The following is a 24,430-nucleotide window of genomic DNA, read 5'->3' on the forward strand; positions in this document are numbered from 1 at the left end:
GTTAGTTCTGCTCGCTGTTTTTCTTACACTGCACAGTGTCTTCACATTCACCGTACATATACAAACTGTGGTGTGTCAGTTTAATACCATGCTGTTTAGCAATTGCCAGTTGGCGCTGCTCGATGGTGTCGTCTTCAAACTCGACCACCTTGCCGCATTTTAAGCAAACTAAGTGGTCGTGGTGGTTAGCTCCGGTTAGCTCGAACACTGACTTACCGCCTTCAAAGTGGTGGCGGGTTAAAATGCCAGCATCATCAAACTGGTTTAGTACCCGGTATACGGTCGCCAGGCCGATATCCTCACCGATGTCCAGTAATAGCTTATATACATCTTCGGCACTGATATGCTGGTTTTTCGGATCCTGCAGGATCTCCAGAATTTTCACCCGTGGCAGGGTCACTTTCAGGCCAGCTTTACGTAACTCGGTATTATGATCGTTCATAGCAACTCTTATCTAAACGTGAACTTACAGGGATTATAAAGAGATTAGTTTTATATTCAATGGCTTTATCCCTTTTCAATATTTTACGCCCTAACTTGCTGAATTTTGAAAGCAAGGTAGAATACAGGCAACAGGTCATACCAGAGAGTGAGTTATGCGTTGGGCATTTAAACCGGGCGTGATGCGCCATTTACTGAATTTTTGGCCACCGTTTTTTTTCAGCGGCATAAAAGTGGCGGCGCTGAGTGATGATTACCGTTACTGCCGGGTCGAGCTGAAATCACGGCCCTGGACCCGCAATATTAATAGTAGCCAGTTTGGTGGTTCGATGTTTGCAATGACCGATCCGATATACCCGCTGCTGCTGATGGGCGCTTTAGGTAAAGAGTATCTGGTATGGGACAAACAAGCCGATATCAACTATATCAAACCGGGTTATAGCCGTTTAACCGCCGAGTTCTGGCTGTCGGATGAGATGGTGGAGCAGGTTAAACGTGAGACCGACGGCGGCGAGAAGTTTTTTCCGCAGTTTTTGGTACATATCAAAGATGCGAATAATCAGGTGATATGTGAAGTCAATCGTACTGTCTATGTCCGGAAAAAGCCCAAGTACCGGGCAACTGAGTCAGTAACTAAGGCATAAAAAAAGCCGGCGAACCGGCTTTTTCTGCTGTGAGCGGCTGCTACAAAGGTAGCTTACAGCTTGGCAAATTCCGCCAGGCTCATTTCATCATAAATTTGTTTGCACCATTGCTTAACCCGTTGCTCGGTTAGCTCTGGCTGACGATCTTCATCAATACCCAGGCCAACAAAGTGGTTGTCATCGACCAGCGCTTTGGAAGCGACAAAGTTATAACCGGCAGTTGGCCAATGGCCGACAATAATGGCACCTTTCGGCTCGATAATATCACGCAGCGTGCCCATTGCATCCAGGAAATACTCAGCGTAATCTTCCTGATCGCCGCAGCCAAAAATCGCGACCAGCTTGTTATTAAAGTCGATATTTTCCAATTCTGGGAAGAAATCATCCCAGTCGCATTGGGCTTCACCGTAGTACCAGGTTGGGATCCCGAGCAGCAGTAGATCGAAGCTTGCAATATCTTCTTTGCTGCTTTTCGCGATATCACGAATATCGATTAAGTTTTTACCCAGTTCTTTCTGGATCATCTTGGCGATATGTTCGGTGTTACCGGTATCGCTACCAAAAAAAATACCCACTGTTGCCATAGTTAACGCCTTCTTACCTGGCCAAAGCCTGTTCTAACAGATGTTCAATAAAATTACTGCGTGTCATCTTGGCCAAAGCCGCTGCCTGATCGAGTTTGTCACACAGCTGCTCTGACACCTTGCATTCGATACGCTTTAACCCCTTTACGCGATCGCGCTTGATTTGGTTGCGCTTGTTCAGTTTTAACTGTTCTTCCCGCGGCAGGGGGTTAGTTTTGGGTCTGCCGGGGCGCTTGTCCAGCGCAAATAAATCAATGGTGGTGCGATCGGTGGCTATTTTCGCCATGACGTCGCCTCTTATTCGAAAAAATACTGCAATACACTTTTCACGATAAAGACCAGCGGTGATAAAAACAGCACCAGCCAGACAAAAAATTGCCCGATTTTCGGAGCCTGACTTTTCTTCAGTACATCGCGAATCGCCAGTACGATAAAAATGTATAACACACCCAGGCCAAGCCACAGGCCAATGCTTTCAAACTGCTCTACACTCATTTGCAATGGTCGTCCCGAAAAAAGTGCGCGCACTATAGCACAACTGGCGCAGTTTTTTCTGCGCTAGCTCAATAAAAAATCGCGTACAATTTTATTAAACGCCGCCGGTTTCTCAGCATGCAGCCAATGGCCGGTGCCTTCGATCACTTTGGCTTGCGCCGCCGGAAAATGTGCCAGAATAGTCGGTCTGTGCTCAGCTAGGATGTAATCTGAGTTGCCGCCTTTGATAAAGAGTGTCGGACCATCAAATACTCCCTCGGCAACCGGAGCACCAATAAGCGCCTGATAATGCGTACTTAAGGCATCCAGATTAAAACGCCAGCGAAAGCCGGTCTCGGTTTTATCCAGACTTTTTAGTAAAAACTGTCGCACGCCGGCTTCCTTTATAAAGGCCGCCAGCAGTTGATCGGCTTCGGCCCGGCTGCTTAGGGTAGTTAAATCAAGGCTATTCAGACCGGCAAAGATACTGTTATGTCGGGGTGGATAACCGACCGGGGCGATATCGGCCAGGATCAGGCGCTGTGGTTTAATCGTGTTTTGCAGCGCATATTGCATGGCAATTTTTCCGCCCATGGAATGACCAAGCAGTGCAAAGGGTTTAAGTGCCAGACTGTCCAGTGTTTCTGCCAGATCCGCGGCCAGTAACGGGTAACTCATGTCGCTACTCTGTGGCGAGCGGCCATGGTTACGCACATCGATATTCAGTACCTGAAATTCATCCTGTAAGGCGCGGGCGATCACGCCCAGATTTTCAAAACTGCCGAACAGGCCGTGGATCAGCACCACCAGCGGACCCTGACCGTTAAGTTGATAATTCAGTATCATAACCGCTACTCTTTTGCTTTACGGAGTCATAGCAGGCTATTTTAGCAAAACATCAGCCCAGCGTCAGGCACCGGCGGAAACTCGCATCTTTTGCTGCTTTGGGTATATAATCAGGCCAATTTGAGGTAACGGATTAACACTATGAAAACCATTGAAATTGACGACGATCTTTATCAGTTTATCGCCGGCCAGACCCAGCGTATTGGCGAAAGTGCCTCAGATATTCTGCGTCGTTTAGTACCCGGTGCCCCTGTCAAAGCTGCTATAGCGGCACCTGCTGCTCCGGTAGCTGCAGTAAGCACTGCGCCTGTCGCAGCCGCGGTGGTCGAACCGGCTGGCAAAACTAAAGCCGGTAATATTTTTGATCTGGTAACACCACAGGATTTACAAACCGAACAGAATATCGTTGGCCGCTTTTTATATCTGCTCTCGGTTTTGGCACGGGTACACAAAAAAGATTTTGCCAGGGTGCTGGAGATTAAAGGCCGCAACCGGCTGTATTTTGGCACTTCGGCCGAGGCGTTAAACGAAGCGGGCAGCAGCACTAACCCGAAGCAAATTCCTAATACCAACTTCTGGGTGATCACTAATTCCAATACCACCCGGAAAAAAATGATGTTAACTGAAACTGCCATCAAACTTGGCTATAGTGCTGAAGATGCTGAGCGTATCCGCGACTTACTCTGATTAACTGAATTACGCAAAAAAGGAAGTGCCCATGTCATTACATCCGCTGGCAGGTCAGCCGGTTCCAAATGAACTTATTCCGAATATCTGCCGGTTGATGACGGCTTACTATGTACTGGAGCCCGATGTGCATCAACATCCGGAGCATAAAGTCAGTTTTGGTACCTCCGGCCATCGCGGCAGCGCCTTGCAGCACACCTTTAATGAGCCACACGTACTGGCTGTTTGTCAGGCAATTGCCGAGTATCGGAAAAAACAGGGCATTACCGGGCCATTATTTTTGGGTAAAGATACCCATGCTTTGTCAGAAGCGGCCTTTGCCAGCGCACTGGAAGTGCTGATTGCCAATAAAATTCAGGTCTGCATCCAGAAAGACTTAGGCTATACCCCGACACCCGTCATTTCCCACGCTATTCTGACCCACAACGACGGTGAAAGCAGCCAACTGGCCGACGGTATCGTGATTACGCCTTCGCATAATCCACCGGAAGACGGCGGCATTAAATACAACCCGCCGCACGGTGGTCCGGCGGATACTGATGTTACCGATTGGATTGAAAAGCGCGCCAACGAGCTGTTAGCTAAAGATCTGGAAGGCGTACGGATGATGCCTTATGCACTGGCGATTCAGTCCGGCTATTGTCAGCACATTGATTATATTCAGCACTATGTTGATGACTTAGAAAACGTGATTGATATGGCGGCCATTGCTAAAGCCGGCATCCGTATTGCCGTCGATCCGATGGGCGGTTCGGGTATTGCGTACTGGCCGCGCATCGCTGAGCGCTATGGCCTGAATATCACCGTGGTCAATGACAAGGTGGATCCGTCTTTTAGTTTTATGTCGCTGGATAAAGACGGCAAAATCCGCATGGATTGCTCGTCAGCGCATGCGATGGCCGGTTTAATTCAACTGAAAGATCAATTTGATATTGCCATTGGCAATGATCCGGATTTTGACCGCCATGGCATAGTGACCCGTAGTGGCGGTCTGATGAACCCGAATCATTATCTGGCCGTTGCGATTAACTATCTGCTGGCCAACCGGCCACAATGGGGCGCTGAGCTGGCTATTGGTAAAACCCTGGTGTCCAGTGCGCTGATTGATCGCGTCGTCGCGGCGCAGGGCCGGGTACTGAGCGAAGTACCGGTCGGCTTTAAGTGGTTCGTCGATGGTTTACATAAAGGCGAGATCGCCTTTGGTGGCGAAGAGAGTGCCGGCGCCAGCTTCCTGCGCCATAACGGTACTGTCTGGTCGACTGATAAAGATGGCTTTATTCTGGGCTTACTGGCTGCCGAAATGCTGGCAAAAACCGGTGTCGACCCTTATCTGCAGTATCAGGCGTTAACGCGTAAGTTGGGTTCACCGCTGTATCGGCGCCTGGATGCACCGGCATCTGCGGCACAGAAAGCGGCGCTGAAAAATCTGGATGTCAGCAGTGTTAAGGCCACCAGCTTAGCCGGCGATCCCATCACGGCGGTACTGACCAAGGCGCCCGGTAATAATGCCGGCATCGGCGGTGTTAAGGTTGTTACCAAAAACGGCTGGTTTGCTGCCCGTCCTTCTGGCACAGAAAATGCCTATAAAATCTATCTGGAGAGCTTTGTCGATCAGGCACATCTGGAACAGTTAGAGCAGGATGCCAAGGCCTTTGTCGCCGCGGCTTTTGCCAATAGCTGAGGCTAAAACATCTGTATTCGCAAGGGGTTAGCTACGGCTGGCCCCTTAATCGTCTGCAGTAGCCTGATGTTTAATTATGTAATTAACTTACGAAATGGCGGGTAGTCTTTGCCAAAAGTGCGATTTTGCGGTATTGTTTTTGTAATTTTTCTACAATTATAACTGTGTAACATCGCTGTCTGTGCGGAACACATTTGGGACTGGCAATGAAAAAGACCTCTACAGCTAAGGCAGCGAACGCTGCCAACACTGCCACTGAGCAGCTTAAAGAAAGTATTATCAAACACTTACACTCCACGCTTGGCACTGACGTTAATAAAGCCAGCCATCAGGCCTGGTGGCGCGCTACCTGCGCCGCGGTAAACGAGCAGGTTTTCGATGGTCTGCGCAATACCCAACGCACTCATTATGAGCAAGATACCCGGGCGCTGCACTATTTTAGCCTCGAGTACCTGATGGGCCGGATGTTCAGCAATAACCTGCATAACCTCGGTATTTATCAGAATGCCAAACAGGCACTGGCTGAGCTGGGGCTGGATATTGCCGATCTGGAGCAGCAGGAAGAGGATATGGCGCTGGGTAACGGCGGCCTGGGTCGTCTGGCAGCCTGCTTTATCGAATCACTGGCTACCTTAAATTACCCGGCCGTGGGTTATGGCATTCACTATGAAAACGGTCTGTTCCAGCAGAGCTTCCAGGATGGCCGGCAGATTGAGCGTCCGGATAGCTGGCGTGAATACGGTAACCCGTGGGAAATTTGCCGCCCGGAATCGGTGCAGGAAATTGCCGTGTATGGGTATGTCGAAACCGTATTTGACTTACAGGGCCAGATGAAAAAAGTCTGGCACCCGGGCCGGATCATCAAGGGGGTGCCGTGGGATATTCCTATCGTCGGCTATGATGGCAGTGCGGTAAACGTATTGCGCTTGTGGGAAAGCCGCGCCTCTGATTTCTTTAACTGGGACGTGTTTAACTCCGGCGGTTATATTGATGCGGCGCGGGAAAACGTGGAAGCGGAAAACATCTCTAAGGTACTGTACCCGAACGATGAGACCGATGCCGGTAAAGAGCTGCGTCTTATTCAGCAGTATTTCTTCTGCTCCTGCTCGTTAAAAGACATTATCCGCCGCTATAAGCGTCGCCATGGCGATGACTGGAGCCACTTTGGCAAGCAGGTGGTCATTCAATTAAACGATACCCACCCGGCGGTAGCTATTCCGGAGCTGATGCGGATTCTGGTTGACCGTGCTGAAATGGCCTGGGATGACGCCTGGGCGATTTGTCAGCAGGTATTTGCCTACACTAACCATACCTTATTGCCGGAAGCACTGGAAAAATGGCCACTGCGCTTATTTGAAAAAGTGCTGCCGCGGCATATCGAAATTATTTACGAAATTAACCGCCGCTTCCTGCTTGAGCAGGTGGAAATGCGCTGGCCGGGTGACGATGCGAAGAAGCGCAAGCTGTCGATTATCGAAGAAGGCCATGAGCAGATGGTGCGGATGGGGCATTTGTCGGTGGTGGGCTCCTTTAAGGTGAACGGGGTGGCAGAAATTCACTCCAAGCTGGTGAAATCCGATCTGTTCCCGGAAATGGTGGCACTGTGGCCGGATAAATTTACTAACGTTACTAACGGCGTAACACCGCGGCGCTGGTTAAAAGCCTGTAACCCAAGGCTGGCTACCTTGCTGGATGCCAAGGTGGGTGACGATTGGCCAACCGATCTGAAAAAGCTGCATAAGCTGGCTGACTTTGCTAAAGATCCGGCATTGCAGGATAACTTTATGGCGATTAAGCAGCAGAACAAAGCCGATCTGGCGCGGGAAATTAAAAAGCTGACCCGGATTGAAGTGGATCCGGCGGCGCTGTTTGATGTGCAGATCAAACGCCTGCATGAATACAAACGGCAGCACCTGAACCTACTGCATATCCTGGCGTTGTACCGGCGTATTCTGCAAAATCCGGATTACGATATGGTGCCACGGGTGTTCCTGTTTGGTGCTAAGGCGGCACCGGGCTATAAGCTGGCAAAAGAGATTATCTATGCGATTAACAAGGTCGCCGATAAGATCAACCACGATAAACGGGTGAAAAACCGCATTAAAGTGGTGTTTATGCCAAACTACCGGGTGAGCTTAGCTGAGAAGATGATCCCGGCCGCGGATGTCTCGGAGCAGATCTCCACCGCCGGTAAAGAGGCCTCAGGTACCGGTAATATGAAGCTGGCGTTAAACGGTGCTATTACTGTCGGTACCCTGGATGGCGCCAATATTGAAATCGCTGAAGAAGTTGGTGCCGATAGTATCGCTATCTTCGGTTTAACCGTTGATGAAGTAAAAGCCTTATATGAGAGCGGCTATAACAGTTACGATTATTATCATAATAACCCGGAGCTGAAAGCTATTCTGGACTGGCTGGAAACCGATTACTTTACGCCGGGTAAACCGGGTGAGTTAGCGGCGATTAAACGCAGCTTACTGCAAGGCGGTGACCCTTATCTGGTGCTGGCCGACTTTGAATCCTACCTGGCGGCGCAGCAAAAGGTGGATACCTGGTATCGCGATAAAGCGCTGTGGGCAGAAAAAGCCATTCTGAATACCGCTTCGGTTGGTAAATTTACCTCAGATCGCTCGATTGAAGATTATGTAGAGCGGGTATGGCAATTAAAGCCGTGCCAAATCAAAAAGTAAACTCCGCATGACCCACCAGGGCGCATCCAGTGCGCTCTTGAGCAGAGTAACCAAGGCAGCGCGATAAGCTGCCTTTTTTTATCGCTGGGGTTGCGATATGCTGCTTACACGGTTATTTGGCGGATCAGCTTAGAATGCGGTGTGTCTTAATCAGTATACTGCTGTTGTTATTAAGCTCAGGATCGAGCGGTGCGATGCCGGGCCGGATCCAATGGGCGATCAATGATGCGCCGCCTTTTCACATCCTCAGCGGCCCTTATCAGAATAAAGGCATTTGTGATGCGCTAATCAGTGCGGTGCATAGAGCTTTACCCGAGGTTGCTTCGTCAGTGTGGGTTATGCCGCAGCCGCGGATTTCACAGGCACTGACTGATCAAACCGATCTGTGTTTTCCATGTATGATTTATCGCGGCAGTCATAACGAGCGGGCCTATTTCAGCCAACCCACCCATATCTATGAGCCATATCAGATAATGAGTCGGTTGCCGCTGGCTGCGGAGATCGCCAGCCGCTATGGCAGCCCGGTGGCGTTTGAATTATTGTTATCGGCAACGCAGTACCGTTTGGGTTATCCGGCAGGTCGGCGTTATGCCGAGTTACAACCCTTGCTGGACAAGTATCCGCCGTTTTTAGCGAGGCCTGGCGTTGGTGGCGCGGTAACTATTTTACAAATGATTCAGGCAGAGCGTCTGGATTACACCATCGATTATCCTATTGTTGCCAACTATTTTAATCGCACCGGTCAGGGGAATATCAGTAGCTTGCCGATCAGGGAGCAACAACAAGACCACATTCCGGGCGCGATCGGTTGTGCCCGCAGTGATTGGGGGCGGCAAGTTGTTAATTTAATTAATAGTGTGATGCCTCAGGTGCGCCAGGATCCGGTGTTTCTGGAGGTATTAAACTTATGGTCTGGTGCTGACGGTGAGTCATATCAACGTTTTAATCAACAACATTTAGCCCGCCCGGAATACCAGCAAGCGACAACACCGGAATAAATGGCTGGCTCCGGGCAACTTGGCCTACGCGGCATTACAAGGTAACATCTGCTGCTCTTTGCGTTAAATCAGTAACAGGAAGTAACATGCCGGCACAACAACTTAAACAAAATGGTGATTTTTTAGCGCTTACTTTGGCTAACCCCGATGGTTTATCGCCGGCGCACTTTAGCCTCGACAATGGCACTCAGGTAGAAATCTGGGATACCGGCGTTATTTACTTTGAACCTGCCCGGAGTGGACAGCTGGATATCGTACTTAGTTGCGGCGTGCATGGTAATGAAACGGCACCGATTGAAATCTGCGCCGCACTGGTGCGGGATCTGTTGCTTGGTAAGCTACAGCTGAGCGAGCGATTACTGGTATTATTTGGTAATCCGGCGGCGATTAATAACGGCACGCGGGAGATTGAAGAGAACTTAAACCGCTTGTTCTCCGGCCATCATAGCAAGGGCGCAGGCCTGATTAATGCCGAGCGGCGTCGGGCGCAGGCATTAGAAAATTATGTCAGCCGCTTTTATCAGCACGGCGGTGAGGGCCGCGAGCGCGCGCTCTATGATCTACATACCGCTATTCGCGGCTCGCGCTTTGAAAAATTTGCTGTCTGTCCATTCCTGCACGGTAAACCCTGGAAAAAAGCCCAGTTTCAGTTACTGGCGGCCTGTGAAGTCACTACGGTATTGCTGATGCAAACCCCGGCCAGTACCTTTAGTTATTATGCCTCTAATAGCCATGGTGCCGATGCCTTTACCGTTGAGCTGGGTAAGGTGCGTCCCTTTGGTGAAAACGATATGCGGCGCTTTGCCAAAGCCGAGCAGACGTTACGGGCGCTGGTTAGCGGGGCCTTGCCGCCGTTTAGCGAGTTCAGGCAAGCCGACTTTCAGCTGTACGAGGTGTATCGCAGTATTAATAAGCAAACCCAGGATTTCAAACTGCATTTTGCCGATGATGTGGAAAACTTTACCAGTTATCCGCTGGGATCCTTGCTGGCAACGGATGGCGATTTGGAATACCGGGTCGAACGTGAAGGTGAGGCCATTATCTTCCCCAATGCCAAGGTGGCGATCGGGCAACGGGCGATGCTGATGGTGGTACCCAAAGATGTCAGCGGCCAGCTGATTTAGTGGCGAAAAGCAGACACTGAGTAAATATAACCTGACAGCTTGGTCGCTGCTCAGGTTTTTTTATGCCCGCCGGCGGTTGCAATGCAGTTTACGTAAAGGTAAAGTTCGGCGCAAAAATTTAAGTTAAAACCGGAATGTCTGCGGGGTGATACCTGCGCCACGACGTGTCGGACGCGACTATAATCTATAAAAACAACCAAGAGACTCCTTATGACTAATCCAAATAACGCCACCATTACCACGGTGCACCGCGCGGAGTTCACTGCCAGTGATGCGTTAAAAATACCTACCTTAAGGATCCTGCAAGACGATGGCAGTCTGTATGACGGGGCAACAGCGCCAGAGTTAGATAAAGACACCGCATTAAAGATGTACGACACCATGGTGTTTATCCGGGTGTTGGATGAGCGGATGCTGGCCGCACAGCGCCAGGGCCGGATCAGCTTCTATATGCAGTGTTTAGGGGAAGAAGCGACCACGGTCGGCAGTGCTGCCGCACTGAGCGATCAGGATATGATTATGGCGCAATACCGGGAGCAGGGCGCCTTGCGCTATCGCGGTTTTACGCTGGAACAATTTATGAACCAATTGTTCTCGAATGAGAAAGATCTGGGTAAAGGCCGGCAAATGCCGGTGCACTATGGCTCAAACGCCATTAACTATATGACCATTTCGTCGCCACTGGGCACGCAAATTCCGCAGGCCTCGGGTTATGCCTATGCCCAGAAGCTGCGCGGCCTGGATGCGCTGACGCTGTGCTACTTCGGTGAAGGCGCCGCCTCTGAGGGCGACTTCCATGCCGGTTTAAATATGGCCGCGGTGCATAAGGCGCCGGTGCTGTTTTTCTGCCGCAATAACGGCTATGCCATTTCGACGCCGGCCAATGAGCAGTTTGTCGGTGACGGCATTGCCTGCCGCGCTGTCGGTTATGGTATGAAAGCCATTCGCGTGGACGGTGCTGATATTCTGGCGGTGTATCAGGCCACTAAAATGGCCCGTGACTATGCGCTGAAGCACAACGAGCCGGTATTACTGGAGTCGATGGCTTACCGCTTAGGGGCACACTCCTCATCAGATGACCCGAGCGGTTACCGCTCCAAAGAAGAAGAAGCGCTGTGGCGTAAAAACGATCCGATCGCCCGCTTTAAAGCCTGGTTGCTAAAGCAAGGCTGGCTGGATGAAGCTGCCGATAATGCCAAAACTGAGCAGCTGCGCGCCGATATCCTGGACGCATTAAAGGTGGCAGAGAAAGTCGCCAAGCCTGGTATTGAACACCTGATCTCTGATGTCTACGCTGAGCCTATCCCGGCTTTGCAACAACAACTGGATGAATTAAAAGCACATATCCGCAAATATCCGGATGCTTATCCTATTACTGCCGGGAGACTCGACTAATGGCAAAAATGAATATGTTACAGGCCATTAATAATGCGCTGGATCTGGCGATGGCCAAAGACGATGGCGTAGTCTGCTTTGGTGAAGACGTCGGCCATTTCGGCGGCGTGTTTCGTGCCACCAGCAAGCTGCAGGAAAAATATGGCAAGGCCCGCTGCTTTAATACTCCGCTGACTGAGCAGGGCATTGCCGGCTTTGCCAATGGTATGGCGGCGCAGGGGATGAAGCCGGTGGCTGAGATCCAGTTCGCTGACTATATCTTCCCGGCTTTTGACCAGATCGTCAACGAAACAGCCAAGTTCCGTTACCGCTCGGGTAATGAATTTAACGTTGGTGGCTTAGTATTCCGCACCCCTTATGGTGGCGGTATTGCCGGTGGTCATTACCACAGCCAGAGCCCGGAAGCCTATTTTGCCCATACGCCGGGCCTGAAAATCGTAGTACCGCGTGACCCCTATCAGGCCAAAGGTTTACTGCTGGCGTCGATCGCCTGCCCGGATCCGGTGATTTTCTTTGAACCGAAGAAACTGTACCGTGCCTCTGTTGGCGAAGTGCCGGAAGAGTATTACGAGCTGCCCATCGGTAAGGCCGAAGTGCTGCAACAGGGTAAGGACGTAACCGTGCTGGCCTGGGGCGCGCAGATGGAAATCGTGCAAAAGGCGGTAGAAATGGCGGCCGAGCAGGGCGTATCGTGCGAAGTGATTGACCTGCGCAGTATTCTGCCATGGGATGCGGATACCGTTGCGGCATCAGTGAAGAAAACCGGTCGTCTGGTGATTAACCATGAAGCGCCGTTAACCGGTGGTTTTGCCGGTGAAATTGCCGCTACGATTCAGAAAATGTGTTTCCTGCATCTGGAAAGCCCGATCGAGCGGGTTTGTGGTTTAGATACACCGTACCCGTTGGCCCTGGAAAAAGAATATGTGGCCGATCATCTGAAAACTTTCGAAGCCATTATGCGCTCGGTTAATTTCTAAGGAGTTTTCGATGAAACAGGATTTTATTCTGCCGGATATCGGTGAAGGTATCGTCGAGTGCGAAATCGTCGAGTGGCTGGTCAAAGAAGGCGATGTGATTAAAGAAGATCAGCCGGTTTGTGATGTGATGACCGACAAAGCCCTGGTGCAAATTCCGGCGGTGTATGATGGCGTGGTCAGCAAGCTGTATTACGCCAAAGGCGATATTGCTAAGGTGCATGCGCCCTTGTTTGAGATGGAAGTGGCTGGCGGCGCTGCAGCCCCGCAAGCTACTACCAGCAACACTACAGCTGTCGCTGCAGTCAGTGCGAATAGCGAAATTACTGAAGACTTTATCCTGCCGGATATCGGTGAAGGTATTGTGGAGTGTGAAATCGTTGACTGGCTGGTCGCGGAAGGCGATACCATCGCAGAAGATCAGCCGGTCTGTGATGTGATGACCGACAAAGCGTTGGTGCAAATCCCGGCCAAATATGCCGGTGTGGTCAGTAAGCTGTACTATGCCAAGGGCGATATTGCCAAGGTGCATGCACCGCTGTTTGCGATTCGCCGCCAGGGAGATGTAACGGCGACAGTTGCGGCAGCCCAGGTAGCCGCGCCAGCAGTTAGCTCAGTAAACAGCGCTACCGTCACTACTGCCGCAAGACCTGCTGCCGGTGATAGTGCAGCGGCGAAAGGCAGTAAAGCCTTAGCCAGCCCGGCCGTACGCCGCCTGGCGCGTGAGCTGGGTGTCGATTTACAACGGGTGCCAGGCTCGGGCGATAAAGGCCGGGTTTATAAAGAGGATGTGCGCGCCTTTGCCCAAGGCACCCCTGTTGCGGCTGTTAGTACGCCGGCCGCTAAACCGGTTGCTGCAGCAAGCGCAGCTGTCGTTAGCAGTGCTGAGAACCGGGTTGAACCTGTTCGTGGCATTAAAGCGGCGATGGCACGGCAGATGGCCGAGTCCGTGTCGAGCATTCCGCACTTTACGTACTGCGAAGAAATCGATTTAACCGATCTGATTGCGCTGCGGCTACAACTTAAAGATCAGTATGCCAAACAGGGCGTGAAGCTGACGATGATGCCGTTCTTTATGAAGGCGTTGTCGCTGGCGATTAACGAGTTCCCGGTGATGAACAGTCAGCCGAATGCCGACTGTACTGAACTGACCTATTTTAGCGCCCATAATATCGGCGTCGCGGTGGACTCGAAAATTGGCTTGTTGGTACCTAATGTCAAAGGCTGTGAGCTAAAGTCCATTCTGGAAATTGCTGCCGAGCTGACCCGGTTAACCGATGCCGCGCGCGAAGGGCGGGTAAGCCCGGCCGATCTGAAAGGCGGCACCATCACCATCAGTAATATCGGTGCTATTGGTGGTACAGTGGCGACGCCCATTATCAATAAGCCGGAAGTCGCGATTGTGGCGCTGGGTAAGGTACAAGCCTTACCACGCTTTGCTGCCAACGGCCAGGTCGTGGCGCGGCAGCTGATGCAGGTGAGCTGGTCTGGTGATCACCGTATTATTGATGGTGGCACCATTGCCCGCTTTACCAATCTGTGGAAGCAATATCTGGAGCAGCCAAGCAGTATGTTACTGTCGCTGCGCTAAACCTTCGGGGTCAGATCATGATCTGACCCCGAAGGTTCCAAATCAGGCCCCGCACTGCGGTAATGCCGGTCAGTTAAGCTGACCGGCATTTTTCTTTCTAACAGGGTATTTCTGCTTACTCGACTTTATACACCGTGGGTAACATCGCTCTCGTCGTCCAGGTAGTAAGAAGTAAGACGCCATTTCGGTAATATTCATCACTACCCGTGGGACTCTTCCTGGCGCAACATAGGGTAATGTCGCTAACTGGAATACGATGTAACTTGCTGATTCTTTGAAGCTCAGCTGACTTGGCGTGATATCTTTTCCTAACGAGGCAGCCATAAGTACCATCTGATACCGGATCAAGTTATAGGCCAGCAATACTCCCCACAGCTCTTGTTTCACCATATCTGGTTTTCTTGAGCGCAGTGTGTAGGTATTCTGCAACATTGACTGCTTTATTTCCCTGAAGCCCAGTTCGATTTCCCAGCGGGTCGAGTATAAATCAACAATGTCAGCGGCAGGAAAACGCATCGGGTCTACCAAAGAGCAGAGTATTTTGACTTCTTTGTCTTTAATGGTTTTAGTCAGCAATCTCGCTTCAATCGTATGCGGTAAGTCTGCGAATTTCTTGCGTGATTGGGGCGTCGTTGTCAGTCGTACCAGTTGATCCTGTTTGCCCAATGACCGAATGACTTCATACTGTGTATGCTTCTTCAATGGCAGTAACCAATGGCGTTGTTCACCTGTGCTTTGCCACTTATAAAGCAAACCCAGTGAGTAAAACCCCTTATCGAATATTGTCAGAGAGTTATCACTGGTATGAGGGATTAGGTCCTCAGCTAAAATCATCTCATTAGTATCAACACTGTCAAACCGGCTGGCGGTGAGCAAATGGCTCGTTAACTCCATCTGACATACCATTCGAATTTGTGGGTAGCAGGCTTCTCCCGTGTGCGACTTCGTTCTGGCGAATGCGGCACTATTCTCGGGTGTATCTTCGGTGCGAAACACGACACCATCCACACCTAATAGCGTTAATCCGCACCAATTGGGATGGTCAGCTTGCTGATTCCAATGTCCAGCGGTGAGATTAAATATATGCTCTATCGCTTCGTAGCCTAAACGCTGCCTGGCCTGTACGACGGCACTTGGCGCAACATAAGGTACTTTGCCTGGCAACAAGATATCCATCTGAGATACAAGCTGTTTTATAGACATATTACGAAACAGGGCCATACCCAGTACTGCCCATACCATTTGCTCCATGGGAAGACGGCGAGTTCTGATCGTGGATACACCGGCAATGCTAAGCCCTGTTTCAATAAGTCCAGGGTCTAAAACATCTGACAAACTATCAAAGTCAACGGTATGACTATTTACTAAAACGGTTTCCAGCGCTTGGCTAATATGCATAAAAAAAGCCTACAGAGTTCATTCTGTAGGCCTTTATATACCAACTACTGGATCGGTCAACCGATCTGAAAAGCTATTAACTGATCGGCATTACCGCACTGCGGGGCTTTTTTTTTTGTCACATTTCATTCAGGTTAATTTTACGTTGCCAGTTCGCAGCATCTCAGGTAAGGTCTTCATTAACCGTTGTTTTTACTTTAACGTTCCATCCTTAAAGGAATAAAGATGCATAAATTTAGTCTGCTGTTAATGACCTTGCTAAGCCTGAGTGCTTGTAAGACTACGGTGAACTCAACTCCGGATGGTCGTTTTGCCAATCTGCCGGTAACCAATCAACTGCACGCTACAGGCCCTTTTAGAGATTTAGCCCGGTTAGAACCCATGTATCCGGTGGAGGAGGCGAGAGGCGGTGGAGAAGGCTGTGCCACTATCGAATATGTCGTGACACCGGATTATCAGCTTTATGATGTGGTTTCCCGGGATGCCTCAAGCCGGTTTTTTGCCCGTGAAGCCCGCGCAGCCGTATCGCGCTGGCAATGGCAGCAGCTGCCTGCCGGCTTATTGACCGAGCCGGCAAAATTGCAAACCCGCTTTGAGTTCTGTCTGGAAACGGTTGAAGGGCGTTGCGACGCCGGACAACTTGCCGCCAGAACCCAGTGTAGCGGTGATGATGTGCTACCGGTGGTAGGATATCGGGTACGGGTAAACTAAAATAAAGTTAGGAAACTTCGGGGTCAGATCATGATCTGACCCCGAAGGTTTCAAAGGTTTTAGCTCAGCTGTAGCGTCGTTTTAGGATTTTATCGCCCAACACTAATAATGCCGGGGTTAAAAATAGTGTCAGTAAGGTAGCAAAGGTTAAACCGCCGGCGATGGCACTGGATAATTGCGTCCACCACATGGTGGAGGGCGCACCAAAGCCCAAACTTGGCTCCAGCAAATTAACATTGACCGCCAGCACCATCGGCATTAACCCCAGCACAGTGGTAATAGAGGTTAGCAATACCGGGCGTAAGCGCAAGGTGCCTGTTTCCAGCGCGGCCTCGATACTGTTTAGCCCTTGTTGCCGCAGTTGGTTATAGGTATCAATCAATACGATATTATTATTTACCACGATACCGGCCAGCCCGATAATCCCCATCCCCACCATGACGATACCAAAGGGCTGGGCATTGATCAGTAATCCCAGCAAGACGCCGGCCGTGGAGAGTACGATAGCCGACAGGATCAGCAGCGTTTGATACCAGCTGTTAAATTGCACCAGTAAAATCATCAACATCAAAAATATTGCAATAAAGAAGGCGCTGATTAAAAAGTTCATTGCTTCCTGCTGATCGGCATCTTCACCGGCAGTTTTGATCATAACCCCATTAGGCAGAGATAAATCACTGGCACGCAGCGCCGATAGCCGCTCGGCCACCTGATAGCCGTCAGCCAGCTCGCTTTTAATGGTGACAGCGCGGTTACTGTCAATCCGCCGGATCACACTGGTTTTCTCGCCGGGTTCTAAGCTAACGAAGTTGGTTAGTGGTACCTGACCGCGTGGTGTTTCTACGGTTAAGCGCTCAAGCTGAGCTAGCGAGCGCCAGCTTGCCGGAAAGCGCACCCGGATATCCACTTCATCACTGGCATATTCCGGGCGGAACTTCGCCAGTAGCAGGCCATTACTGACCAATTGGATTGCATTACCCACTGTCAGCACATCGGCGCCAAAACGGGCGGCTTCAGCACGATCCACCGTTAGCCGCCATTCAATACCAGGTAAACTGCGGTCATCTTCAATATCGATAAAGCCACCGAGTTGCTGCATCCGGGCCAGGATCTGGTTAACTGCAGCATCAATCTGGCTACTGTCTTCGGCACTGACTTGCAGCTCTATCGGCTTGCCACCGGCCGGGCCTTCCTGTTGCTGGCGAAATGCCAGGATCAGGCCGGGCAGATCAGCGGTGCGTTCGCGCATCTCATCCAGGATCACCGCAGCGCGGCGGCGCTGGTGCCAGTCGATAAACTGAAACTGGATAGTACCAATCACATCTGCGGTCAGCTCGCCACTGGCTGCGGCCAGACTGCGGGCATAGAGCGCTTTGACTTCCGGCATACCGAGTAAGCGCTGTTCGACCTGACGCAGGATGATATCTTTTTCATAAATCGACAGATCACCGCGGGCGCGCACCCATACCTGAGCCGACTCAGGCTCGACTGACGGGAAGAACTCCATACCATGGTTATATTTACTATAAGCCAAATAGATCAACGCAATGCCAACCAGGGTGCCGGCCAGAGTTAAGATTGGCTGCCGGAGCAACCGGGCCAGCACCCGGCGATAGACCAATGTATAGCGACTGGCCAGATTCTGCTCCGGATGAGCCTCTGCCGCCTTGTGGCTAGCGCTGCCCATCACCGGTAAAAATACCAGCGCCATCAGTAACGAGGCCAGCAAACAGAGGATCACAGTGGCCGGCAGATATTTCATAAACTGACCAACAATACCGGGCCAGAATAGCAGCGGCACAAATACCGCCAGCGTGGTAAAAGTGGACGCGATAATGGGCCAACTCATCCGATCGGCAGCATTAAGCCAGGCGTCTTTTGGTGTTTGACCGTCCTGAATATTGCGGTCGGCCAGCTCACTGACTACGATAGCGCCATCGACCAGCATGCCGGCTACCAGGATCAACGAGAACAACACGATAATATTCATCGTAAAGCCGAGCGCCCAAATCAGCAAAATACCAGCAAAAAAGGCGCCGGGGATGGTAATGCCAACCAACACTGCTGAGCGCATGCCCATGGTGGCAAGGATCAGGATTAACACCAGCACCACTGCGGTAAGCACATTATTCAGCAGATCAGACAGCATGTTTTGCACGTCTTTTGATTGATCCATAATGTAGTCAATCTGCATGCCGGCAGGAAACTGTGTTTGTACTTGCGTAAGTAACGTCTTGGTTTGCTCGATGGCTGAGATAATATTCGCACCACTACGCTTTTTCACTTCCAGTACCAATGCCGGCTGGCCATTAATGCGGGCGAAACTAAGTGGGTCTTTAAAGCCGGCATTAACGGTAGCGACATCAGCAAAGGTGATAACGGTTTCACCACTTACCTTAATGGGGATCGACAGCACATCATTCAGATCTTCGATAATGCCCGGCACTTTGATTGCCATGCGGCCGGCGCCAGTGTCTAAACTGCCGGCGGCCACCAGCCGGTTATTGTTCGACACCAGCCGGAATAGTTGCTGATAATCCAGGCCATAGCTTTGCAATACTTGCGGATCGACGATAATCTCCAGTACATCTTCCCGATCGCCACCGATATCGACTTCCAACACCTCCGGAATGGCTTCAATTTGCTCCTTTAAGCGCCGGGCGATAGCAACTAAGACGGACTCCGGTACCGGGCCGGATAAGCCGACCGATAATACCGGAAATAAACCAACGTTAATTTCATTTACGGTTGGCTCTTTCGCTTCGGCCGGCAGTTTAGCGCGGGCGGCATCTACTTTCACCCGCACATCTGTCAGCGCCTGATCGGCATTAAAGCCGGCATCAAACTCCAGCATTACCGAGGCATGGCCTTCGCTGGCGACTGAAGTCATTTTTTTAATGCCTTCCAGTGAACGCAGCTCATGTTCCATTGGCCGGATCAGCAAACGCTCGCCATCTTCCGGGCTGATGCCATCGAGTGACATCGACACATACATCATTGGAATAGCAACGTCGGGATTAGATTCTTTGGGGATCGCCAGATAAGCGCTGATGCCGGCAATAAATAACGACAGCAATAACATCAGACTGGCGCGGCTGTGACTGATAGCGGCCGCAATCAGGGCTCTCATGGTGTGGCCTCGCGCACAACTTGCACCTGTTGGCCTATTTCGACAAAGCCGGCGCCAAGGGTAATTAACTCGCTCTGCTCTGGTAAACCAGTGACCCAGGCCAGATTATTGTCGGCACTGAGTAACTGTACCGGGTAAAAAGCAACTTTGCCTTGCTCAACGGTATATAACCCGAGCCGGCCTTGTGCATCCAGTTTCAATAAGGCGGGAGAAATGGCATGTGCTTGTTGCGTGGCAAGTTCAATACTCATACTGGCACTGGCACCGGCCAGAGGGAGTAAGTCGGGATTGGCCATGCTCGCTTCAATATAGTAACTACGGGTTGCGCTATCGGCTGCCGGGCTGATAAAACTGAGTTCGCCCTGAAAGCTGCGACCATCCAGCAGGCTGATGGTAACCTTTTGACCAGGCGTTAAAGCGGCGACCTGTTGTTGTGGTACCTGGGCACTGGCTTTAAGCCGGGCAATCTCCAGCAATTGGAACAGGCTTTGCCCTGGTTGCACTAAGGCACCCGGTTCAACCAGACGGCGCCCGAGTACACCGGTAAAGGGCGCCACCGGCGTTTGATGCGCTATGGCCAGCTTTGCTTCCGTCAGCGCGGTTTCTGCCAGCCGTAATTCGTTGGTTAAGCGGGCCAGTTCGGTCTCAGAAACAAATTGGCGTTGCTGTAACGCCTTGGCACTGTGTAGTTCGCTCTGACGCAAGCTGAGTAGTGCTTCGGCTTGCTGCAGGCGGCTTTGCCGCCCTTCGTCACTCAGGTGCAGTAGCGGGGTATCCTGTTTAACTGTTTGTCCTTGCTGCACCAGTAATCGTTCTACTTTGCCACTGATCTGTGCTTTGACCTCCACCTGATGCCAGGCGCTCAGTTGCCCCTGCAGTTTTAAATGGGCAGGAAATAAACGGGCGGTTGATAATCGGGTTTGCACACTAAAGTGGGTTTGCGGCTCAGTGGCGGTGGCTGAGGGGGCTTCGGTTTGACTTTGATAGTGTGCGCCCAGCAGTAACCACAACACCAAGACTACAGTTAACAGCAGCGCGCCGCGCACTGGCGTAAGATAGGGCATAGCAAATCCTTGCAAGCAATTTAAGTTACAATACTACTGTTATAATTTAATTGGGTATTACGCCAGATCAGTTTTCTGCTACCTGCGTGCTTTAATCATAGGGCGTGTTGACGCTTGCTGCTTAGATTTTGTTCGCACTGGCGGCGCTTTGATCGCGAAACGAGGAGCGCAGTTTAGTTATTCTAAATAAGTGACGAGTGAAGCTACCGCGTCCTGCTCTCNNNTTTCTACTGCGTTATCGCTTGTTCATGTAGAATAACTACACATCACAAGCTCTGCCTTGTATAAACACCAGCCAAACGGCTGCAAAAACAAGCAGCAAACGTTAACACGCCCTGGGCTTTAACACAAAAAATGTAAGCGGCGTAACGCAGATTGTTGCCACCGGCACTAGCTGATTGCTCAGCTTGCCAGTTCACTGGCCAGATAATCGACCAACTGGCGCACTTTTGCTGATAAATGCCGGTTTTGTGGATACAGCGCCCAAATGCCGTCATCCGGTTGCCGGTAGGCGGCCAGCACTTCAACCAGGCTGCCATTGGCCAGCTCGTCGCTGATGTAATAGTCCGGTAGCTGCGCTAATCCAAGGCCACACAGAGCGGCATCTTTTAGCGCTAAACCACTATTACACTGCAGACGGCCGCGGGGCCGGTATTGCAGCGTTTTTTGCTGTTCAGCAAAACGCCAGATATTGACTGTACCAATCAGACATTGATGCTGTTCTAAATCAGCCAGCGCTTGCGGTGTGCCATGCCGCGCCAGATAAGCAGGCGAGGCGACCAGATACTGGCGACGACTGGCTAAGCGGCGGCCAATCAAATTTGAGTCACTAAGTTGTCCGAGGCGCAGAGCCAGATCAAAGCCACCTTGCACCAGATCCAGTTTATCGTTAGTTAGCACCAGCTCTAACTCCAGTTCCGGATAGCGTTGTAAAAAGCGGTTTAATAGCGGTGAGAGCCGGGTTTCACCATAAAATACCGGCGCAGTGACTTTTAACAGGCCACGCGGTGACGCAGTGAGATTGGCCATAGCGCGGTTGGCTTCGGCCAGGCTGCTGACCAAGTGCCGGCAATGCGGTAAATACAACAAACCCTCTGCTGTCAGGCTGACGCTGCGGGTAGAACGGTACAACAGTTTGAGCGCCAGTTGTTGCTCCAGTGCAGCAATATTGCGGCTAACCTGTGCCACGGAAAGCCCAAGCTGGCGGGCAGCCTTGGTAAAGCTTTGTTGTTCGGCGACCGCTACAAATTCGCTGATCCCTTGCCAATTACTCACTGGCTGCCTCATTAATTATTACATATATGAAAAACTGCTTTGTATTTTAGCGTTATTCCGCGCTATATGGAAACAATCGCAAGTGCGCTATAGTGTCAGTAGTGGTTTTTCTGAAACAACACCAAGGACCTAACAATGCAAATGATCAAAACCCGTGCCGCTGTTGCCTGGGGACCAGGCCAACCGTTATCAATTGAAGAAGTAGATTTAATGCCGCCACAAAAAGGCGAAGTATTGGTGCGCATTGTCGCCAGTGGCGTTTGTCATACCGATGCCTTTACGCTGTCCGGCGAAGATCCGGAAGGGATTTTCCCGGTGATTCTGGGCCATGAAGGTGGCGGTATTGTTGAAGCGGTGGGCGAAGGTGTGACCTCAGTTGCCGTTGGCGATCATGTGATTCCGCTGTACACGCCGGAATGTGGTAAGTGTAAGTTCTGTTTATCGGGTAAAACCAACCTCTGCCAGGCGATCCGTGCCACGCAGGGCAAGGGCCTGATGCCGGATGGCACCAGCCGTTTCTCGAAAGACGGCAAGCCGATTTATCACTATATGGGCACCTCGACGTTTTCTGAGTACACCGTGTTGCCGGAAATTTCGCTGGCGAAAATTAATAAAGAAGCCCCGTTAGAGAAAGTCTGTTTACTCGGTTGTGGTGTTACTACCGGTATGGGCGCGGTATTTAATACTGCTAAGGTAAAGCCGGGTGATACGGTGGCGATCTTTGGGCTGGGCGGCATCGGCTTATCGGCGGTCATTGCCTCAGTGATGGCCAAAGCCGGCCGCATTATCGCCATTGATATTAACGAAGATAAATTTGATATCGCGAAAAAACTCGGTGCCACTGATGTGGTTAACCCGAAGAAATTTGATAAGCCAATCCAGGAGGTTATCGTCGAGATGACTGATGGCGGCGTCGATTTCTCCTTTGAGTGTATCGGTAATGTCAATGTAATGCGCTCGGCGCTGGAATGCTGTCATAAGGGCTGGGGCGAGTCGATTATTATCGGTGTTGCCGGTGCCGGCCAGGAAATTTCAACCCGGCCATTCCAGCTGGTGACCGGCCGTGTCTGGCGCGGTACGGCCTTTGGTGGCGTAAAAGGCCGCAGTGAGTTACCAGGCTATGTTGAGCGTTATCTGAACGGTGAGTTTGAGCTGGATACCTTTATCACCCATACCATGCCACTGGAGGAGATTAATACAGCCTTCGATTTGATGCATGAGGGTAAGTCGATCCGTACCGTTATTCACTTCTAAGTTAGCGTGCGGGGAGCAAAGATGAGTTTGAATCAGGTCAGTGAGCAGCGTTGTTTTGCAGGGCGGCAGGTGCGCTTTAGCCATCAGTCGCAGGTGCTTAACTGTGAGATGCAGTTCTCGGTATTTTTGCCACCACAAGCAGAGCATCAGCGGGTGCCGGCCTTGTACTGGCTGTCGGGTTTAACCTGTACCGATGAGAATTTCTCCGCTAAAGCCGGGGCGCAGCGCGTCGCGGCGGAATTGGGGATGGCGTTGGTGATCCCCGATACCAGCCCGCGTGGCGAAGGCGTGGCTGATGATCCGGTTGGTGCCTATGATTTTGGTTTAGGTGCCGGCTTTTACGTTAACGCTACCGAAGCGCCTTATGCCAGGCATTACCAGATGTATGATTATATCGTACAGGAGCTGCCTGTTTTGTTGGAAGCGGAGCTGCCACTGACGGCAGACCGCGCCATCAGTGGCCATTCGATGGGCGGTCATGGTGCACTGGTAATTGGCCTGCGTAATAGTAACCGCTATCGCAGCATTTCGGCGTTTTCGCCGATCTGTCATCCCAGTGATTGTCCGTGGGGGATTAAGGCGCTGACTGGTTATCTGGGCGCGGATCGCACGCGGTGGCAGCAATATGATGCGGCACTGTTATTGGCCGCGCAGGGTTCTAAGCTGCCGATTCTGGTCGATCAGGGCTTGGCGGATCAGTTTTATCCACTGCAACTGCGTACAGAGACACTGCTGGCCGCAGCGGAACAAAGCCAGGCGCCGGCTGAAATCCGCTTACAGCCGGGCTATGATCACAGCTACTACTTTATCGCCAGCTTTATTGAACAACATCTGCGTTTTCATGCCCGGCATCTGGGGCTTAGCGCTGCCTAGATACAGCTGGGTTTTAGCTGAGAGAAAATGTAAGCGCCAGGGCGCATAGCCCTGGCGCTTGGTTTTTTATCTAACTATTTGCTGCTCTTGCCGACAGTTACTGGCATAATTTTCGCTATCTGCTGTTTTCAAACTACAAGATGGAGCCTGGTATGAGCTATAACCCGGATAATGTGTTTGCCAAAATTCTACGCGGTGAGCTGCCGTGTTTTAAGATTTACGAAGATGAGCATAGCCTGGCCTTTATGGATATTATGCCGCAAGCGGCTGGCCATGCGCTGGTGATCCCCAAATTCGCCGCCGAAACCCTGGCGGAGTTACCGCTGCAGTTTGCCGCGCCGTTGCTGACGACGGTGCAAAAAGTGATGGCGGTGCAGAAGCAGGTGTTGGCTGTTCAAGGCGTGGTACTGATGCAGTTAAATGGTGCTGAGGCCGGACAAACGGTGCCGCATTTGCATTTTCACCTCATTCCGGCGCATTTGAGTAAACTGAAGGCGCATGGTGCCGAACAGGGCGATATGGCGCAAATTAAAGCGCTGGCTGAACGCCTTGCCGCCGCTTTACAGTAAGCCGGTTTTAATTGAGGTGGTAACCAA

22 protein-coding genes are annotated in these 24,430 nt (G+C 51.2%); 13 read left to right on the forward strand and 9 right to left on the reverse strand.

All coding sequences use genetic code 11. From position 1 onward, the window contains the following. Nucleotide 1 precedes the first annotated feature (1 nt). On the reverse strand, nt 2-442 hold the full coding sequence (gene fur / locus AGRI_RS02065) for a ferric iron uptake transcriptional regulator (protein ID WP_008983360.1): 441 nt from the start codon (nt 440-442) through the stop codon (nt 2-4). Between the two features lie 154 nt (nt 443-596). On the opposite strand from fur, the gene AGRI_RS02070 reads away from it, so the two are divergent. Then, complete coding sequence (locus AGRI_RS02070) at nt 597-1,085, forward strand: DUF4442 domain-containing protein (RefSeq protein ID WP_008983361.1); 489 nt, start codon at nt 597-599, stop codon at nt 1,083-1,085. Between the two features lie 53 nt (nt 1,086-1,138). On the opposite strand, the gene fldA is transcribed toward AGRI_RS02070, so the two are convergent. The 4 genes from fldA to AGRI_RS02090 form a co-directional block, all read right to left on the reverse strand. Further along, nucleotides 1,139-1,669 carry a flavodoxin FldA gene (gene fldA / locus AGRI_RS02075; RefSeq protein ID WP_008610374.1) on the reverse strand — a complete coding sequence of 177 codons (531 nt, stop codon included), beginning with the start codon at nt 1,667-1,669 and terminating at the stop codon, nt 1,139-1,141. Between the two features lie 13 nt (nt 1,670-1,682). After that, a complete protein-coding gene (gene ybfE, locus AGRI_RS02080; RefSeq protein ID WP_008610375.1) occupies nt 1,683-1,955 on the reverse strand; it encodes a LexA regulated protein in 273 nt (90 codons plus the stop codon). A gap of 11 nt (nt 1,956-1,966) precedes the next feature. Continuing rightward, nucleotides 1,967-2,164 carry a DUF2788 domain-containing protein gene (locus AGRI_RS02085; RefSeq protein ID WP_008983362.1) on the reverse strand — a complete coding sequence of 66 codons (198 nt, stop codon included), beginning with the start codon at nt 2,162-2,164 and terminating at the stop codon, nt 1,967-1,969. Nucleotides 2,165-2,227: 63 nt separating this feature from the next. Next, on the reverse strand, nt 2,228-2,989 hold the full coding sequence (locus AGRI_RS02090) for an alpha/beta fold hydrolase (protein WP_008983363.1): 762 nt from the start codon (nt 2,987-2,989) through the stop codon (nt 2,228-2,230). A 141-nt stretch (nt 2,990-3,130) separates the two neighbouring features. On the opposite strand from AGRI_RS02090, the gene seqA reads away from it, so the two are divergent. The 8 genes from seqA to AGRI_RS02130 all read left to right on the forward strand — a co-directional run bounded on the left by seqA (nt 3,131) and on the right by AGRI_RS02130 (nt 14,129). Beyond that, the gene (gene seqA / locus AGRI_RS02095) at nt 3,131-3,676 is read left to right on the forward strand and encodes a replication initiation negative regulator SeqA (RefSeq protein WP_008983364.1); all 546 of its coding nucleotides are present in this window, start codon (nt 3,131-3,133) and stop codon (nt 3,674-3,676) included. 31 nt (nt 3,677-3,707) lie between these two features. Continuing rightward, entirely contained in the window at nt 3,708-5,357 is a 1,650-nt protein-coding gene (gene pgm / locus AGRI_RS02100) for a phosphoglucomutase (alpha-D-glucose-1,6-bisphosphate-dependent) (RefSeq protein WP_008983365.1), read from the forward strand. A gap of 206 nt (nt 5,358-5,563) precedes the next feature. Next, nucleotides 5,564-8,047 (forward strand): glycogen/starch/alpha-glucan phosphorylase, encoded by a 2,484-nt coding sequence (locus AGRI_RS02105; protein ID WP_008983366.1) that lies wholly within the window; start codon nt 5,564-5,566, stop codon nt 8,045-8,047. 194 nt (nt 8,048-8,241) lie between these two features. Continuing rightward, nucleotides 8,242-9,045: an ABC transporter substrate-binding protein gene (locus AGRI_RS02110; RefSeq protein WP_237713004.1), complete on the forward strand. Its 804-nt coding sequence runs from the start codon at nt 8,242-8,244 to the stop codon at nt 9,043-9,045. A gap of 86 nt (nt 9,046-9,131) precedes the next feature. Then, nucleotides 9,132-10,169 carry a succinylglutamate desuccinylase gene (gene astE / locus AGRI_RS02115; RefSeq protein WP_008983368.1) on the forward strand — a complete coding sequence of 346 codons (1,038 nt, stop codon included), beginning with the start codon at nt 9,132-9,134 and terminating at the stop codon, nt 10,167-10,169. Nucleotides 10,170-10,379: 210 nt separating this feature from the next. Next, nucleotides 10,380-11,564, forward strand: coding sequence for a thiamine pyrophosphate-dependent dehydrogenase E1 component subunit alpha (locus tag AGRI_RS02120; protein ID WP_008983369.1), 1,185 nt, complete (start codon nt 10,380-10,382; stop codon nt 11,562-11,564). After that, the gene (locus AGRI_RS02125; RefSeq protein ID WP_008983370.1) at nt 11,564-12,541 is read left to right on the forward strand and encodes an alpha-ketoacid dehydrogenase subunit beta; all 978 of its coding nucleotides are present in this window, start codon (nt 11,564-11,566) and stop codon (nt 12,539-12,541) included. The genes AGRI_RS02120 and AGRI_RS02125 overlap by 1 nt, the downstream gene beginning before the upstream one ends. A 10-nt stretch (nt 12,542-12,551) precedes the next feature. Continuing rightward, on the forward strand, nt 12,552-14,129 hold the full coding sequence (locus tag AGRI_RS02130; protein ID WP_008983371.1) for a dihydrolipoyllysine-residue acetyltransferase: 1,578 nt from the start codon (nt 12,552-12,554) through the stop codon (nt 14,127-14,129). Between the two features lie 69 nt (nt 14,130-14,198). On the opposite strand, the gene AGRI_RS02135 is transcribed toward AGRI_RS02130, so the two are convergent. Then, a complete protein-coding gene (locus tag AGRI_RS02135; protein ID WP_008983000.1) occupies nt 14,199-15,527 on the reverse strand; it encodes an IS4 family transposase in 1,329 nt (442 codons plus the stop codon). A gap of 225 nt (nt 15,528-15,752) precedes the next feature. On the opposite strand from AGRI_RS02135, the gene AGRI_RS02140 reads away from it, so the two are divergent. Next, nucleotides 15,753-16,238 carry an energy transducer TonB gene (locus AGRI_RS02140; protein ID WP_008983372.1) on the forward strand — a complete coding sequence of 162 codons (486 nt, stop codon included), beginning with the start codon at nt 15,753-15,755 and terminating at the stop codon, nt 16,236-16,238. A 64-nt stretch (nt 16,239-16,302) separates the two neighbouring features. Here the strand turns inward: AGRI_RS02140 and AGRI_RS02145 are convergent, their stop codons facing one another. From AGRI_RS02145 to AGRI_RS02155, 3 genes are all read right to left on the reverse strand, one after another. Next, nucleotides 16,303-19,368: an efflux RND transporter permease subunit gene (locus AGRI_RS02145; protein WP_008983373.1), complete on the reverse strand. Its 3,066-nt coding sequence runs from the start codon at nt 19,366-19,368 to the stop codon at nt 16,303-16,305. Continuing rightward, entirely contained in the window at nt 19,365-20,432 is a 1,068-nt protein-coding gene (locus AGRI_RS02150) for an efflux RND transporter periplasmic adaptor subunit (protein WP_008983374.1), read from the reverse strand. The genes AGRI_RS02145 and AGRI_RS02150 overlap by 4 nt, the downstream gene beginning before the upstream one ends. Nucleotides 20,433-20,834: 402 nt before the next feature. Then, complete coding sequence (locus AGRI_RS02155) at nt 20,835-21,707, reverse strand: LysR family transcriptional regulator (protein ID WP_008983375.1); 873 nt, start codon at nt 21,705-21,707, stop codon at nt 20,835-20,837. 135 nt (nt 21,708-21,842) lie between these two features. Here AGRI_RS02155 and AGRI_RS02160 point away from each other — a divergent pair, with 135 nt between their 5' ends. From AGRI_RS02160 to AGRI_RS02170, 3 genes are all read left to right on the forward strand, one after another. Continuing rightward, nucleotides 21,843-22,961: an S-(hydroxymethyl)glutathione dehydrogenase/class III alcohol dehydrogenase gene (locus AGRI_RS02160; RefSeq protein ID WP_008983376.1), complete on the forward strand. Its 1,119-nt coding sequence runs from the start codon at nt 21,843-21,845 to the stop codon at nt 22,959-22,961. A gap of 21 nt (nt 22,962-22,982) precedes the next feature. Further along, on the forward strand, nt 22,983-23,834 hold the full coding sequence (gene fghA, locus AGRI_RS02165) for an S-formylglutathione hydrolase (protein WP_008983377.1): 852 nt from the start codon (nt 22,983-22,985) through the stop codon (nt 23,832-23,834). 152 nt (nt 23,835-23,986) lie between these two features. After that, nucleotides 23,987-24,403, forward strand: a complete 417-nt coding sequence (locus tag AGRI_RS02170; protein ID WP_008983378.1) for an HIT family protein — start codon at nt 23,987-23,989, stop codon at nt 24,401-24,403. The last annotated feature ends 27 nt before the right edge of the window (nt 24,404-24,430 follow it).

The sequence above is a fragment of the Alishewanella agri BL06 genome (assembly GCF_000272005.1).
GTDB classification, from domain to species: domain Bacteria; phylum Pseudomonadota; class Gammaproteobacteria; order Enterobacterales; family Alteromonadaceae; genus Alishewanella; species Alishewanella agri.

Excerpts from the sequence above, each read along its gene's own strand:
- fur (WP_008983360.1), bottom strand. The coding sequence starts at position 442 with ATGAACGATCATAATACCGAGTTACGTAAAGCTGGCCTGAAAGTGACC.
- AGRI_RS02070 (WP_008983361.1), top strand. The coding sequence starts at position 597 with ATGCGTTGGGCATTTAAACCGGGCGTGATGCGCCATTTACTGAATTTT.
- fldA (WP_008610374.1), bottom strand. The coding sequence starts at position 1,669 with ATGGCAACAGTGGGTATTTTTTTTGGTAGCGATACCGGTAACACCGAA.
- ybfE (WP_008610375.1), bottom strand. The coding sequence starts at position 1,955 with ATGGCGAAAATAGCCACCGATCGCACCACCATTGATTTATTTGCGCTG.
- AGRI_RS02085 (WP_008983362.1), bottom strand. The coding sequence starts at position 2,164 with ATGAGTGTAGAGCAGTTTGAAAGCATTGGCCTGTGGCTTGGCCTGGGT.
- AGRI_RS02090 (WP_008983363.1), bottom strand. The coding sequence starts at position 2,989 with ATGATACTGAATTATCAACTTAACGGTCAGGGTCCGCTGGTGGTGCTG.
- seqA (WP_008983364.1), top strand. The coding sequence starts at position 3,131 with ATGAAAACCATTGAAATTGACGACGATCTTTATCAGTTTATCGCCGGC.
- pgm (WP_008983365.1), top strand. The coding sequence starts at position 3,708 with ATGTCATTACATCCGCTGGCAGGTCAGCCGGTTCCAAATGAACTTATT.
- AGRI_RS02105 (WP_008983366.1), top strand. The coding sequence starts at position 5,564 with ATGAAAAAGACCTCTACAGCTAAGGCAGCGAACGCTGCCAACACTGCC.
- AGRI_RS02110 (WP_237713004.1), top strand. The coding sequence starts at position 8,242 with ATGCCGGGCCGGATCCAATGGGCGATCAATGATGCGCCGCCTTTTCAC.
- astE (WP_008983368.1), top strand. The coding sequence starts at position 9,132 with ATGCCGGCACAACAACTTAAACAAAATGGTGATTTTTTAGCGCTTACT.
- AGRI_RS02120 (WP_008983369.1), top strand. The coding sequence starts at position 10,380 with ATGACTAATCCAAATAACGCCACCATTACCACGGTGCACCGCGCGGAG.
- AGRI_RS02125 (WP_008983370.1), top strand. The coding sequence starts at position 11,564 with ATGGCAAAAATGAATATGTTACAGGCCATTAATAATGCGCTGGATCTG.
- AGRI_RS02130 (WP_008983371.1), top strand. The coding sequence starts at position 12,552 with ATGAAACAGGATTTTATTCTGCCGGATATCGGTGAAGGTATCGTCGAG.
- AGRI_RS02135 (WP_008983000.1), bottom strand. The coding sequence starts at position 15,527 with ATGCATATTAGCCAAGCGCTGGAAACCGTTTTAGTAAATAGTCATACC.
- AGRI_RS02140 (WP_008983372.1), top strand. The coding sequence starts at position 15,753 with ATGCATAAATTTAGTCTGCTGTTAATGACCTTGCTAAGCCTGAGTGCT.
- AGRI_RS02145 (WP_008983373.1), bottom strand. The coding sequence starts at position 19,368 with ATGAGAGCCCTGATTGCGGCCGCTATCAGTCACAGCCGCGCCAGTCTG.
- AGRI_RS02150 (WP_008983374.1), bottom strand. The coding sequence starts at position 20,432 with ATGCCCTATCTTACGCCAGTGCGCGGCGCGCTGCTGTTAACTGTAGTC.
- AGRI_RS02160 (WP_008983376.1), top strand. The coding sequence starts at position 21,843 with ATGCAAATGATCAAAACCCGTGCCGCTGTTGCCTGGGGACCAGGCCAA.
- fghA (WP_008983377.1), top strand. The coding sequence starts at position 22,983 with ATGAGTTTGAATCAGGTCAGTGAGCAGCGTTGTTTTGCAGGGCGGCAG.
- AGRI_RS02170 (WP_008983378.1), top strand. The coding sequence starts at position 23,987 with ATGAGCTATAACCCGGATAATGTGTTTGCCAAAATTCTACGCGGTGAG.